Origin of the sequence: Pseudomonas shirazensis (genome assembly GCF_014268785.2) — a bacterium.
Classification (GTDB): Bacteria; Pseudomonadota; Gammaproteobacteria; order Pseudomonadales; family Pseudomonadaceae; genus Aquipseudomonas; species Aquipseudomonas shirazensis.
The window spans coordinates 486,478-499,990 of the sequence record NZ_JABWRD020000003.1; the positions used below are offsets into that span (position 1 = coordinate 486,478).

At 63.2% G+C, this 13,513-nt stretch carries 14 protein-coding genes; 12 read left to right on the forward strand and 2 right to left on the reverse strand.

What is annotated here, in order from left to right; translation table 11 throughout:
- The first annotated feature begins 128 nt into the window (after positions 1-128).
- From HU736_RS18240 to HU736_RS18250, 3 genes are read left to right on the forward strand one after another with little or no spacing between them, the layout of a single operon-like run.
- Entirely contained in the window at positions 129-491 is a 363-nt protein-coding gene (locus tag HU736_RS18240; RefSeq protein ID WP_101322275.1) for a CidA/LrgA family protein, read from the forward strand.
- Entirely contained in the window at positions 488-1,204 is a 717-nt protein-coding gene (locus tag HU736_RS18245; protein WP_101322274.1) for an LrgB family protein, read from the forward strand. The genes HU736_RS18240 and HU736_RS18245 overlap by 4 nt, the downstream gene beginning before the upstream one ends.
- 9 nt (positions 1,205-1,213) lie before the next feature.
- On the forward strand, positions 1,214-1,801 hold the full coding sequence (locus HU736_RS18250; protein WP_103435117.1) for an LON peptidase substrate-binding domain-containing protein: 588 nt from the start codon (positions 1,214-1,216) through the stop codon (positions 1,799-1,801).
- Positions 1,802-1,833: 32 nt separating this feature from the next.
- Here HU736_RS18250 and HU736_RS18255 read toward each other — a convergent pair whose 3' ends face one another.
- The gene (locus HU736_RS18255) at positions 1,834-3,150 is read right to left on the reverse strand and encodes a bifunctional DedA family/phosphatase PAP2 family protein (RefSeq protein WP_103435116.1); all 1,317 of its coding nucleotides are present in this window, start codon (positions 3,148-3,150) and stop codon (positions 1,834-1,836) included.
- Between the two features lie 3 nt (positions 3,151-3,153).
- Positions 3,154-3,846 (reverse strand): DNA-3-methyladenine glycosylase, encoded by a 693-nt coding sequence (locus HU736_RS18260; protein WP_186701547.1) that lies wholly within the window; start codon positions 3,844-3,846, stop codon positions 3,154-3,156.
- Positions 3,847-4,120: 274 nt separating this feature from the next.
- Between HU736_RS18260 and HU736_RS18265 the strand changes: the two genes are divergently transcribed.
- The 9 genes from HU736_RS18265 to HU736_RS18305 all read left to right on the forward strand — a co-directional run bounded on the left by HU736_RS18265 (position 4,121) and on the right by HU736_RS18305 (position 13,461).
- Positions 4,121-5,392, forward strand: coding sequence for a glutamate-5-semialdehyde dehydrogenase (locus tag HU736_RS18265; protein ID WP_186701548.1), 1,272 nt, complete (start codon positions 4,121-4,123; stop codon positions 5,390-5,392).
- Positions 5,361-6,053 carry a nicotinate-nucleotide adenylyltransferase gene (nadD, locus tag HU736_RS18270; RefSeq protein ID WP_103435114.1) on the forward strand — a complete coding sequence of 231 codons (693 nt, stop codon included), beginning with the start codon at positions 5,361-5,363 and terminating at the stop codon, positions 6,051-6,053. The genes HU736_RS18265 and nadD overlap by 32 nt, the downstream gene beginning before the upstream one ends.
- Before the next feature lie 46 nt (positions 6,054-6,099).
- A complete protein-coding gene (gene rsfS / locus HU736_RS18275) occupies positions 6,100-6,522 on the forward strand; it encodes a ribosome silencing factor (protein WP_101322268.1) in 423 nt (140 codons plus the stop codon).
- Between the two features lie 9 nt (positions 6,523-6,531).
- The gene (gene rlmH, locus HU736_RS18280) at positions 6,532-6,999 is read left to right on the forward strand and encodes a 23S rRNA (pseudouridine(1915)-N(3))-methyltransferase RlmH (RefSeq protein WP_101322267.1); all 468 of its coding nucleotides are present in this window, start codon (positions 6,532-6,534) and stop codon (positions 6,997-6,999) included.
- A 17-nt stretch (positions 7,000-7,016) separates the two neighbouring features.
- The gene (mrdA, locus tag HU736_RS18285) at positions 7,017-8,906 is read left to right on the forward strand and encodes a penicillin-binding protein 2 (protein ID WP_103435112.1); all 1,890 of its coding nucleotides are present in this window, start codon (positions 7,017-7,019) and stop codon (positions 8,904-8,906) included.
- Positions 8,907-8,944: 38 nt separating this feature from the next.
- Positions 8,945-10,048 (forward strand): rod shape-determining protein RodA, encoded by a 1,104-nt coding sequence (gene rodA, locus HU736_RS18290; RefSeq protein WP_186701563.1) that lies wholly within the window; start codon positions 8,945-8,947, stop codon positions 10,046-10,048.
- A gap of 17 nt (positions 10,049-10,065) precedes the next feature.
- Positions 10,066-11,076, forward strand: a complete 1,011-nt coding sequence (mltB, locus tag HU736_RS18295) for a lytic murein transglycosylase B (protein ID WP_103438657.1) — start codon at positions 10,066-10,068, stop codon at positions 11,074-11,076.
- Entirely contained in the window at positions 11,076-12,083 is a 1,008-nt protein-coding gene (locus tag HU736_RS18300; RefSeq protein ID WP_186701549.1) for a septal ring lytic transglycosylase RlpA family protein, read from the forward strand. Before mltB ends, HU736_RS18300 begins: the two co-directional genes overlap by 1 nt.
- A 217-nt stretch (positions 12,084-12,300) precedes the next feature.
- On the forward strand, positions 12,301-13,461 hold the full coding sequence (locus HU736_RS18305) for a D-alanyl-D-alanine carboxypeptidase family protein (RefSeq protein ID WP_101322263.1): 1,161 nt from the start codon (positions 12,301-12,303) through the stop codon (positions 13,459-13,461).
- Positions 13,462-13,513: the final 52 nt, after the last annotated feature.

A 13,513-nucleotide genomic window follows, 5' to 3' on the forward strand; every position in this document is an offset into this window, starting at 1 on the left:
CGTGTCTGCTCAAGTGGTACGCGCGTGCAAGATCATCATGTTGGCAGCGCGCGGTCAAGCAACCATGTGCTGGCCACGCGCCCGGCCACGCGTGTTTATAATGGCCGCCATGCCCCAAGGAGAAGCTTATGCTGTTGCGTGGATTGACCTGGCTGGTGTTGTTTCAGTTGCTGGGTACGGCACTCAATCACCTGCTGGTGCCGATTCTGCCTGGGCCGATCATCGGCCTGTTGCTGCTGCTGGTATTTCTCATCGCCCGCGGCGAAGTCGGCAAACCGTTGAACGAAGCGGCCTCCAGCCTGTTGCGTTACCTGCCGTTGCTGCTGGTGCCGCCTGCGGTTGGGGTGATGGTCTATGCCAAAGACATTGCTGCTGACTTCTGGGCCATCGTCGGCGCGCTGGTGCTGTCTTGCCTGCTGACCCTGGTATTCGTCGGCGTCTTGATGCAGAAGCTGATCCAGCGCCAGAGCAAGCCGGAGGAGCACCCATGATCCTCGATTGGCAAGGCGCACTGGATGCCGTAGTGCACCATCCGCTGTTTGGCATCGGCATCACCCTGGGTGCTTACCAGTTGGTGCTGGCGGCCTTCGAGAAGACCCGCTGGATCTTTTTACAGCCGGTGCTGGTCTCGATGGTGGTGGTGATCACTATCCTGCTGCTGTGCGGCATCGATTACAGCGAGTACCGCAAGAGCACCGAGATCATGAATATCCTGCTCGGCCCGGCCACGGTCGCGCTGGCGGTGCCGCTGTATCTGAACCTGCGGCGGATTCGCCAGTTGTTCTGGCCTACCTTTACTACGCTGGTAATCGGAGGGGTGTTCGCCACCGGTGCCTGTGTGCTGCTGGGTTGGTGGTTTGGTGCCGAGCACATGATCCTGATGACCATGGCGCCCAAGTCGGTGACCTCGCCGATTGCCATGCTGGTGGCCGAGCAGATCGGCGGCGTGGCCGCGCTAGCGGCGGTGTTCGTGTTGATCACCGGGGTGATCGGGGCGATTTTCGGCCCGGCGCTGCTCAGCCGCTGTGGCGTGCACAGCGCTGAGGCGCGGGGGATGTCGTTGGGGATTACCGCACATGCGGTAGGCACCTCGGTGGCCCTGCAGGAAAGTGACGAATGCGGCGCCTTTGCGGCGCTGGCGATGAGTTTGATGGGTGTGGCCACGGCGGTATTCCTGCCGTTGGCGGTTAGCCTGGTGGCTTGAGGATTGAACATGACGCTACCGCTGTTTCCGCTCAACACCGTGCTGTTTCCCGGGTGCATGCTCGATCTGCAGATCTTCGAGGCGCGGTACCTGGACATGATCGGCCGCTGCATGAAGCAGGGCGCTGGCTTTGGCGTGGTGTGCATCCTCGAGGGCGAGCAGGTCGGCAAGGCGCCAATGGGCGTTGCGCCGATTGGCTGCGAAGCGCTGATCCGCGACTTCGAACAGCAGGACAACGGCCTGCTCGGGATTCGCGTCGAGGGCGTGCGCCGCTTCGAAGTCGGCCAGACCAACGTGCAGAAAGACCAACTGCTGCTGGCCGAGGTGAACTGGCTGGCCGACAACGCCGACAGCGCGTTGAGCGAGGAAGATGATGACCTGGTGGCGCTGCTGCTGGCCCTGGGTGAGCATCCAATGGTCGCGGCGCTGGACATGCCGCGCGCCGAGGGGCGCCAGGCGTTGGCCAACCAGTTGGCCTACCTGCTGCCGTTTATCGAAGAAGACAAGCTCGAACTGCTGGCGATCGACTCGCCGCAGCAGCGCCTGGCCGCGATTCAATCGCTGCTCGAGCGCATGCAAGGCGAGCTGTTTGCCTGATCAGGAGCGCCTGGCCAGGCGCTCCTTCACACTCAGTACTGATAGCGCAGCAGTGCGTGGGGCAGGGCGTACAGGGCAAAAAACGCCAGCAATGCCACGCACGCCGGGAGGATCAGCCACCATACCCTCAGCGGTAGCGCCGTCAAAGGCTGGCGCCACTGCACCAGGGTCAGGCTGAGGGCGCAGATACAGCAGGCCAGCAGGGCCCCGGCAAGGATATCGGTCGGCCAGTGCGCGCCCAGGTAGACTCGCGACAGGGCAATCGACAGCGCCGGGATACAGCCGAGCATGATCCAGGTCAGGCGCATCCGCGGCGGTTGCCCGCGACCGGCCAGTACTGCCATCACCAGAAAGAACGCAAACGAGGCCGAACTGTGCCCGCTGGGCATGCTGTAAGTGGTCAGCGGGTCGCTGAGCACTTCTGGTCGAGCTCGGGCAAACAGCCATTTCAGTGTGCCATTGGCAATCGCGGTGCCCATCAGGGCGCTGCCGGCGAACACCGCATGGCGCCATTGCCGGGCCAGCAACAGCAGGCCGGTCAGCAAGCCGCCAAGGAACAGCTGAGTGCGGAAGTCGCCCAGGCGAGTGACGATCACCACGATGCCGTCGAACGCCTGGCTGCGGTGCTCCTGCACCATGGTCATCACGCCCTGATCGAACTCATGCAGGAACGGCCAGCCGAGAAACACCCCGGCCAGCGCCAGAAAACTCATCCCGGCGATCAGCCGGGTCCCGTGGCGCTGGTCGCGAATGCTGCTGCTCAGGCTCAGGCCGATCAACACAGCCAAGGTGCCGGCGATGATCCCGGCATCCAGCCAGAAGCCTTCCGGCAGCGGCAAACGCATGGCCGCGCCGGTCGCCCAGCCAGGCAGCAGATAAGCCACCGACCAGCCTGCGCCGGCCACCAGGCTCACCGCAATGAAGCGCGGCAACGGCATGTCGAACATGCCAGCGACCATCGGCAGCATCGGCCGCAACGGGCCGATAAAGCGCCCGACCAGCAGGCTGGCGATGCCATAGCGCTGGAAGTAGGTCTCGGCGCGGCCGATCCACTCCGGGTGATGACGAATCAGCGGCAAGCGCCGGATGTTCTGGTGGAAATACTTGCCGATGGCATAGGACATGGCGTCCCCGAGCAGACCGCCGGCAAAGCCCAGCAGCAGCGTTTCGCCCAGGGTGAATGCGCCACTGCCGGCCAGCACGGCGACGGCAAACAGTAATACCGTGCCCGGCACGATGATCCCGGCAATCGCCAGGCATTCGACACAGGCCACCACGAAGATTGCCACGCCAAGCCATTGTGGATTGGCGCTGAGCCAGCCGGTCAGGCTGTCGAGCCATTGGCCCATGGGTCAGCTTCCTTGTACGAGAGTTGAGTAGTCCCGGCCTTCGACTTGGCCCCTACGCAGCGGGTTCCGTGTGCAAAAACGGGCGAATTGGGCATCGACGAAGCGGTACGGCAGGTGCTCGTCGCGGCCATGGGGGATTCCCAGACGAGCACACTGGATGATCTGCGGCACTGCCAGCGCACAGTCCTCGACATACAGCGCCTGCGGATCGAAGCGCTGGCCGTCCCACTGCGGCACCTTCAGGCCCAGTGCGCGACAGAGCAGGGTCTGCCCGGCACAAAGGCGCTCGGGCGGGCGCAGCTGGCCGCTGGCATCGGGGTTGTTCAATTGCATCCGGGCCAGGCTGTTGGCGTCCGAGAGCGCGTCGGTGAACGGGTAGGCTGACTTGATCAGCACCGCATTGCCCGGGCCGTGGGCGCTGAAGTTCAGCGAGTCGCCGCCGCGGGCGTAGTACATATAGATGTGCCCGCCGTCGAGAAACAGAGCCTTGCGCTTTTCGGTATAGCCCAGCGAGGCGTGGCTGCCCTTGTCGGTCAGGTAATAGGCTTCGGTTTCGATGATCCGCGCAGCCAGCCACAGGTCGCCCTGACGGTGGCGAATGACTTTGCCCAGCAGCGCCTTGGCCAAGGTCTGGGCATCACGGTCGAAAAAGCTGTCTGGCAGGGCGCGGGCCGGGCAGGGGGTTGGGTCTGGCATGCTGGCTGTTCGTGATTGAGTGGCGCGATCATAGCAATTAATCGCTTAATCGAGGCTGAACGCTGCTGCAGATGGCTGCTTGCCGGCGCGAACCGCTGGCGCCCAGCAACCACGGGGCTTTCAGGCCTCGCACGTAGCATTTTGGTCAAGCCAGGTTACATCTTTCCTGTCTATTAACCGCGTCATCTTCTACCATCCGCCACCCGCCGCTGGGCGTACTGGTGCCCGCCAGTTATAATCAGCCGATTTCCCCTTTCGCCAAGACACCGAGCCCATGACTGAGTCCGTTCTTGACTACATGACCCGCCTGGGTCGCGCTGCCCGCCAGGCCTCGCGCGTGATCGCCCGCGCCAGCACCGCACAGAAGAACCGTGCCTTGCAGGCTGCTGCCGATGCGCTGGACGCCGCCCGCGCCGAGCTCACTGCCGCCAATGAGCAGGACCTCGCCAATGGCCGCAGCAATGGTCTGGAAGCGGCGCTGCTCGATCGTTTGGCGCTGACTCCTGCACGTATCGACGGCATGATCACCGGCCTGCGCCAGGTGGCCAGCCTGCCCGATCCAGTCGGCGCCGTGCGTGACATGAGCTACCGCCCGTCGGGCATTCAGGTCGGCAAGATGCGCGTGCCGCTGGGCGTGATCGGGATCATCTACGAGTCGCGGCCGAACGTGACCATCGATGCTGCCAGCCTGTGCCTGAAGTCGGGTAACGCGACCATTCTGCGTGGCGGCTCCGAGGCGATTCATTCGAATCGCGCGATTGCCACCTGCATCCAGCGCGGCCTGGCTGCCGCAGGTTTGCCAGCGGCAGTGGTGCAGGTTGTGGAAACCACCGACCGTGAAGCGGTCGGTGCACTGATCAGCATGCCCGAGTTCGTCGACGTGATCGTCCCGCGTGGCGGCCGTGGCCTGATCGAGCGGATCAGCCGCGATGCCCGCGTGCCGGTGATCAAGCACCTCGATGGCATCTGCCATGTGTACATCGACGCGCACGCCGACCTCGACAAGGGCTGGCGCGTTGCTTTCAACGCCAAGACTTACCGCTACGGTATCTGCGGCGCCATGGAGACCTTGCTGGTCGACCAGGCCATTGCTGCAGACTTCCTGCCGGAAATGGCCCTGCGCTTCCAGGAACACGGCGTCGAGCTGCGCGGCTGTGAGCGTACCCGGGCGATCATCCAGGCAGCACCTGCCAGCGAAGACGACTGGCACACCGAATACCTCGACGCGATCCTGTCGATTCGCGTGGTCGATGGCCTCGAGCAGGCCATCGAGCACATCAATCACTACGGCTCGCACCACACCGACTCGATCATTACCGAACACCAGGGTCAGGCCCGGCGCTTCATCGCCGAGGTCGACTCGGCGTCGGTCATGCTCAACACCCCGACCTGCTTTGCCGACGGCTTCGAGTATGGCCTGGGTGCCGAGATCGGTATTTCAACCGACAAGCTGCATGCGCGCGGTCCGGTCGGCCTCGAAGGCCTGACCTGCGAAAAATACGTAGTGATTGGCGATGGCCAGCTGCGCGGCCAGGAGCCGAGCTGAGTTGAATCAGGCCCCTGCAGTGCGGCGCGTCGGCATTTTCGGCGGTACCTTCGACCCGGTTCATATCGGCCACCTGCGCAGTGCGCTGGAGGTGACCGAGCTGATGGGCCTGGACGAGCTGCGCCTGCTGCCCAACGCCCGCCCGCCGCACCGCGACACGCCACAGGTAGACGCTCAGGCGCGGCTGGCGATGGTGCAGAGCGCGGTCAGCGGGGTTGAGTGCCTGAGCGTCGATGCGCGCGAGCTGGGCCGTGACAAACCGTCGTATACCATCGACAGCCTGGAATCGATCCGGGCCGAGCTGGGCGGCGATGACCAGTTGTTTCTGGTTCTGGGCTGGGACGCGTTCTGCGGCCTGCCGGGCTGGCACCGCTGGGAAGAATTGCTCCAACATTGCCACATCCTGGTGCTGCAACGCCCGGATGCGGATGTCGAACCACCAGACGAGCTGCGCAACCTGCTGGCTGCGCGCTCGCAAAGCGATCCCACTGCCATGTCCGGCCCGGCGGGTCACATTTCGTTCGTCTGGCAGACCCCGCTTGCGGTGTCGGCCACGCAAATCCGACAGCTGCTGGCCAGCGGCAAGTCGGTACGGTTTCTGGTGCCGGATGCAGTACTGGCCTACATAGAGGCGCACGATCTGTATCGTGGGTCCAACTGAGGGCGCCGTTGGGGCGCCTCATTCAAAACGAGTTGAACGAGTAACTATGAAGAAGCAAAACGACATCACTGCCGAAGAACTGGTCGAAGTGGCCAAGGAAGCGCTGGGAGAGGTCAAGGCCCTGGATATCCAGGTGATCGACGTGCGTGACAAGCACAGCCTGACCGACTACATGATCATCGCTACCGGTACCTCCAATCGCCAAATCAACGCGATGCTGGACAAGGTTCGCGAGCTGGTCAAAGCCAAGGGCGTCATGCCGCTGGGCGAAGAAGGCAAAGGCGAAAGCGATTGGGTGCTGCTCGACCTGAACGACGTCATCGTGCACATGATGACCGCCGCTGCGCGTCAGTTCTACGACCTCGAGCGCCTGTGGATGGGTGCCGAGCAGAGCCGTGCTGCCGATGGCAAGCACCACAGCTCCGAGAACGGCGCCAACGAGTATTTCGACAAGCTCAACAAGCAATAAGGAAGCGCCGTGCGTCTGCGATTGATCGCGGTCGGCTCGCGCATGCCCAAGTGGGTCGAGGAAGGCTGGCATGAATATGCCAAGCGCCTCCCTGCTGAGTTGCCGCTCGAGCTGGTGGAAATCCCGCTGAACACCCGGGGCAAGAACGCCGACGTGGCTCGCCTGATCCGTCAGGAGGGGGAGGCCATGCTGGCCAAGGTTCAGCCCGGCGAACGCATCGTCACCCTCGAAGTCCACGGCAAACCGTGGAGCACCGAGCAGTTGGCGGTCGAGCTGGATCGCTGGCGCCTGGATGCGCGGACGGTGAATTTGATGGTGGGTGGGCCGGAAGGCCTGGCGCCTGAGGTGTGTGCGCGCAGCGAACAGCGCTGGTCGCTGTCGCCGCTGACCTTGCCGCACCCGTTGGTAAGGATACTGATCGGCGAACAGATCTACCGCGCCTGGACTGTGTTGTCCGGGCATCCCTACCACAAATGAGCCTGTAAGCCCGCCCGATGTCGCAGCCGATCCGCCTCAAAGACCACGAGAAAGACGCCCGTCTGGTGCGCAACCGCGTCGTGGTCGGCGCTGTGGCGATCATGTTGTTGGTGTGCGTGCTGATTGCTCGGCTGTACTACCTGCAGGTCATCCAGTACGACTATCACTCGACGCTGTCGGAGAACAACCGGGTGCATGTGCAGCCGATCCCGCCGACCCGCGGGCTGATCTTCGACCGCAACGGTGTGATCATCGCCGACAACCGGCCCAGCTTCAGCCTGACCATGACCCGCGAACGCGCCGGCAAATGGCCAGAGGTGCTGGACGCCATCGTCGAGGTGCTGGGGCTCACAGCGGACGACCGTGCCCTGTTCGAGAAGCGCATGAAGCAGGGCCGGCGGCCATTCGAGCCCGTGCCGATCCTGTTCGAGCTCAGCGAAGACCAGATCGCCCGGATCGCGGTCAACCAGTTCCGTTTGCCGGGCGTGGAAGTGGCCGCGCAGCTGGTCAGGCATTATCCGCAGGGTGCGCACTTTGCCCACTCGGTCGGCTATGTCGGGCGGATCAACGAGAAAGAGCTGAAGACCCTTGATCCGGTCAACTACAGCGGTACCCACCATATCGGCAAGACCGGCGTCGAGCGCTTCTATGAAGATGCCCTGCACGGTCAGGTCGGTTACGAGGAGGTCGAGACCAACGCCCGCGGCCGCGTGTTGCGCGTGCTCAAGCGGACCGACCCGATCCCCGGCAAGGACATCGTGCTGGGCCTGGACATCAAGCTGCAGGAAGCCGCCGAGTTGGCTCTGGGTGGGCGGCGTGGCGCGATCGTGGCGCTTGACCCGCGCTCGGGTGAGGTACTGGCGATGGTCAGCCAGCCAAGCTTCGACCCCAACCTGTTCGTCACCGGCATTGGCTTTCAGGCCTACGCCGACCTGCGCGATTCGATCGACCGGCCGCTGTTCAACCGGGTCCTGCGCGGGCTGTATCCACCAGGTTCGACGATCAAGCCCGCAGTGGCCATCGCCGGCCTCGACAGCGGTGTAGTGACGGCCGGCAGCCGGGTGTTCGACCCGGGCTATTACCAGTTGCCCAACTACGACCACAAATATCGGAACTGGAACCGCACCGGTGACGGCTGGGTTGATCTTGACCTGGCGATCATGCGTTCCAACGACACCTACTTCTACGATCTTGCGCACAAGATGGGCATCGATCGCCTGTCGACCTACATGAACAAGTTCGGCCTCGGCCAGCGCGTGTCGCTGGACATGTTCGAGGAGTCCTCCGGGTTGATGCCGACCCGTCAGTGGAAGCGCGCCACCCGCCGCCAGGCGTGGTTCCCGGGCGAAACGCTGATCCTCGGCATCGGCCAGGGCTACATGCAGACCACGCCGTTGCAGATGGCCCAGGCTACCGCGCTGATCGCCAGCAAGGGCAAGTGGTTCCGCCCGCATCTGGCCAAGACCATCGAGGGCCAGCCGCCGGTCGACGAAAACCCGATCGAGGACATCGTCCTGCGTGACCCGTCCGATTGGGCCAAGGTCACCCACGGCATGGAGCAGGTGATGCACAACGCCCGCGGCACCGCCCGCGCGGCTGCCACCGGCGCGCAGTACCGCATCGCCGGCAAGAGCGGTACTGCTCAGGTGGTCGCGATCAAGCAGGGCGAGAAGTATGACCGCAACAAAGTCCAGGAGCGTCACCGTGACCACGCCCTGTTCGTCGGTTTCGCCCCGGCTGACGATCCGAAGATTGTCGTCTCGGTGATGATCGAGAACGGCGAGGCTGGTGGCCGCGTGGCGGCGCCGGTGATGCGCCAGATCATGGACGCCTGGCTGCTCGACGCCAACGGCCAGTTGAAAACCGAGTTCGCTCCCGCCACCGTCGCTCAGGAAAAGGCCCAGTGATTAACAATTTTGATCGCATGCTCTCCAGTGAAGACGTCATGCGTCGGCGTGCGAGCTTTCTTCAGCGCATCCACATCGACGGCCCACTGCTGATCATTCTGCTGACCCTCGCCGCCGGCAGCCTGTTCGTGCTGTATTCGGCCAGCGGCAAGAACTGGGACCTGCTGAGCAAGCAGGCGACCTCGTTCGGCATCGGCCTGGTCTCGATGTTCATCATTGCCCAGCTCGAGCCACGCTTCATGGCCCGCTGGGTGCCGCTGGCGTACCTGACCGGGGTGTTGCTGCTGGTGGTGGTCGACGTCATGGGTCACAACGCCATGGGCGCCACGCGCTGGATCAACATCCCCGGGGTGATCCGCTTCCAGCCTTCGGAATTCATGAAGATCATCATGCCGGCAACCCTGGCCTGGTACCTGTCCAAGCGCACCTTGCCGCCTGATCTCAAGCATGTGGCGATCAGCCTGGTGCTGATCGGCGTGCCGTTCATTCTTATCGTGCGCCAGCCGGACCTGGGTACTGCGCTGCTGATTCTGGCTTCCGGCGCGTTCGTGCTGTTCATGGGTGGCCTGCGCTGGCGCTGGATCATCAGTGTGATCGCTGCGGCAGTGCCGGTGGCGGTGGCGATGTGGTTCTTTGTCATGCACGACTACCAGAAGCAGCGTGTGCTGACCTTCCTCGATCCGGAGAGCGACCCGCTCGGCACCGGCTGGAACATCATCCAGTCCAAGGCCGCGATCGGCTCTGGCGGGGTATTCGGCAAGGGCTGGTTGCTCGGTACGCAGTCGCCCCTGGACTTTTTGCCGGAGAGCCACACCGACTTCATCATCGCCGTGCTCGGCGAGGAATTCGGCCTGGTCGGCATCTGCATGCTGCTGATCGTTTATCTGCTGTTGATCGGCCGCGGCCTGGTCATCACCGCGCAGGCGCAGACCCTGTTCGGCAAGCTGCTCGCGGGCAGCCTGACGATGACCTTCTTTGTTTATGTGTTTGTCAATATTGGTATGGTCAGTGGCTTGCTCCCGGTGGTGGGGGTGCCGCTGCCCTTCATTAGCTATGGCGGAACTTCGTTGGTGACGCTGCTGTCAGCGTTTGGCGTTCTGATGTCGATCCACACCCACCGCAAATGGATCGCGCAAGTTTGAATAAGGTGAACAATTTCATGCAAGCAGTGCGTAGCTGGGCGGCCCGTTGGGCGCCGTGGATCGGCGCAATGGGCCTGCTCGGCGCAGTCCAGCAGGCCAGTGCCGGCGACTACGACGGCTCGCCGCAGGTGGCCGAGTTTGTCGGCGAGATGACCCGCGACCACGGCTTTGCCGGCGAACAGCTGATGGGCGTGTTCCGCGAGGTGCAGCGCAAGCAGTCGATTCTTGACGCGATTTCGCGTCCGGCGGAGCGGGTCAAGCCGTGGAAAGAATACCGGCCGATGTTCCTCACCGAGGCGCGCATCGCCCGCGGTGTCGACTTCTGGCGCCAGCACGAGGCAACCCTGGCGCGTGCCGAGCAGGAATACGGCGTACCGGCCCAGGTGATCGTGGCGATCATTGGCGTGGAAACCTTCTTTGGTCGCAACACCGGCAACTACCGGGTGATCGATGCCCTGTCGACGCTGGGTTTCGACTACCCGCCGCGGGCTGAATTCTTCCGCAAGGAGCTGCGCGAGTACCTGCTGCTGGCCCGTGAAGAACAGCTCGACCCGCTGACCCTGAAAGGCTCGTATGCCGGCGCCATGGGCCTGCCGCAATTTATGCCGAGCAGCTTTCGCGCCTACGCAGTGGACTTCGACGGTGACGGCCATATCAATATCTGGAACAACCCGGATGACGCCATCGGCAGTGTCGCCAGCTACTTCAAGCGCCACGGCTGGGTTGCCGGCGAGGGCGTGGTCAGCCGCGCTCAGGTGCGCGGCGAGCGTGCCGACGAAGGCCTGACCAGCGGCATCGAGCCGGTCAAGACCGTCGCCGAATTGCGCGCATTGGGCTGGTCGAGCAATGATGCGCTGCGCGATGATCTGCCGGTCACCGCCTTCAAACTGGAAGGCGACAACGGCCCTGAATACTGGATGGGCCAGAAGAACTTTTATGCGATCACGCGTTACAACCGCAGTGTGATGTACGCCATGGCCGTGCATCAGCTTTCGCAACAGCTGGTCATTGCACGGGGCGTCAAGTAATGCGCGGATTGTTTACTACTCATTCCTTCAAACTGCTGACCTGCATCGCCGTCAGTGCGGTCCTGGTCAGCTGCTCATCGAGCCGGCCTGCACCCAAGAGCAGCGGTGCGGGGGGCAACGTCATCCGCTCGCAGCCGGGCCTGGACATCAACCGCGCGCATAAAGACGGCGCGCCATGGTGGGATGTCGACGTCAACAAGATCCCCGACGCCACCCCGACCGTGCACACCGGCAACTACAAGGCCAACCCGTACACGGTGCTGGGCAAGACTTATTACCCGATCCAGGAATCGCGCAACTACCGTGCCGAGGGTACTGCCTCGTGGTACGGCACCAAGTTCCACGGTCAGAACACCGCCAACGGCGAGGTCTATGACCTGTACGGCATGAGCGCGGCGCACAAGACCCTGCCGTTGCCGGCCTACGTCAAGGTGACCAACCTCGACAACCAGCGCAGCGTGATCCTGCGGGTCAACGACCGCGGCCCGTTCTATTCGGACCGGATCATCGACCTGTCGTACGCTGCCGCCAAGAAACTCGGTTACGCCGAAACCGGCACCGCGCGGGTGCGCGTTGAAGGCATCGACCCGCAGCAGTGGTGGGCCCAACGCGGCCAGCAGGCGCCGTTGGTGCTGAAAGAGCCGCAGGTCGCGCAGACGCAGCCGCTGCCCGCCAGCACCGGCAAGGTCGAGCAGTGGACACCGCCAGCGCAGCAGCATGCCGCTGCCGTGGTGCCGGTGCAGATCGCCAGCAACAGCGTGCCGAGAGACAGCGGCGGCATGTTCCTCCAGGTCGGCGCCTTCGCCAACCCGGATGCCGCCGAGCTGCTGCGCTCGAAACTGAGCACCATGGTCAGCGCGCCGGTGTTCATCAGCTCGATCGTGCGTAACCAGCAGACCCTGCACCGCGTGCGCCTGGGGCCGATGAGCAGCCAGGGTGAAGTGCAGCAGACTCAAGACAGCGTGCGTTTGGCCAATCTCGGCCAGGCCAAGCTGGTCACCGACTGAACGCGGAACTCACGGCGCCCGCTGCGGCCTGAAGTGGGCGCCGGGCTGTCCGTTTTGTCATGAATTGCCCGGCGCGGCCATGTACAATGGCCGTTTTTGCCCCGCCAGGCCCTGCGCCAGGCTCCTGGGCTGCCACGCAGCTCACATAACTAGACTGACTGGGCGTTGGGCTTCGAGCCCACGGAACATCAGACCATTAGCGATTTTCGAGAGACGGATGAACATCACCAACCTTGCCAAACGACTTTGCCTGCCTGTCCTGCTGATGATCACCCCTGCTGCCTTTGCAGCAGAGCAGATGATGCCAGCCCCACCACAGCTGGCAGCCAAGTCCTACGTACTCATGGACGCGTCCAGCGGCAACGTGCTGGTCGAAAACAACGGTGACGAGCGCCTGCCGCCAGCCAGCCTGACCAAGCTGATGACCGCCTACATCGCCACCCTCGATATTCGTCGTGGCCAGATCGGCGAGAACGACCCGGTTACCGTCAGTGAAAACGCCTGGCGTACCGGCGGTTCACGGATGTTCATCAAGGTTGGCAGCCAGGTCACCGTCAGCGACCTGCTGCACGGCATCATCATCCAGTCGGGCAACGATGCCTCGGTCGCTCTGTCCGAACACATCGCCGGCAGCGAAGATGCCTTCGCCGACATGATGAACAAGACTGCTGCCGATCTGGGCATGAGCAACAGCCACTTCATGAACCCGACCGGTCTGCCGCACCCCGAGCATTACTCGTCGGCCCACGACATGGCCCTGCTGGCTCGCGCGATCATCAACGAAGACCCGGCTCACTATGCGATCTACTCGCAGAAAGAATTCTTCTGGAACAACATCAAGCAGCCCAACCGCAACCTGCTGCTGTGGCGTGACAAGACCGTCGATGGCCTGAAAACCGGCCACACCGACGAAGCCGGCTACTGCATGGTCGCCTCCGCAGTCCGTGATGGCCAGCGCCTGATCGCCGTGGTGTTCGGTACCAACAGCGAGCAATCGCGTGCCGCCGAAACGCAAAAGCTGCTGACCTATGGCTTCCGCTTCTTCGAAACCCAGACCTTCTACCAGAAGGGCACCGAGCTGACTCAGGCGCCGGTATGGAAAGGCGCGACCAACCAGGTCAAGGCCGGTCTGGCCAACGACCTGACCATGACCATGCCTAAAGGCCAATTGAAGCGCCTGGCCGCCTCGATGACCATGAACCCACAGCTGACCGCGCCCATCGCCAAAGGTGACGTGATCGGTAAAGTCGAAGTCAAACTTGACGAGAAAGTGGTTCACAGCGCCGACCTGATCGCCCTCGACGGCGTTGAGGAAGGTGGTATCTTGCGCCGTATGTGGGATAGCATTCGTCTATTCTTCTACGGGTTGTTCAACTGATAACGTGACCTGCCACGCTCCCGCCAAATCGGCGGGAGCGTTGTTGTTGCCA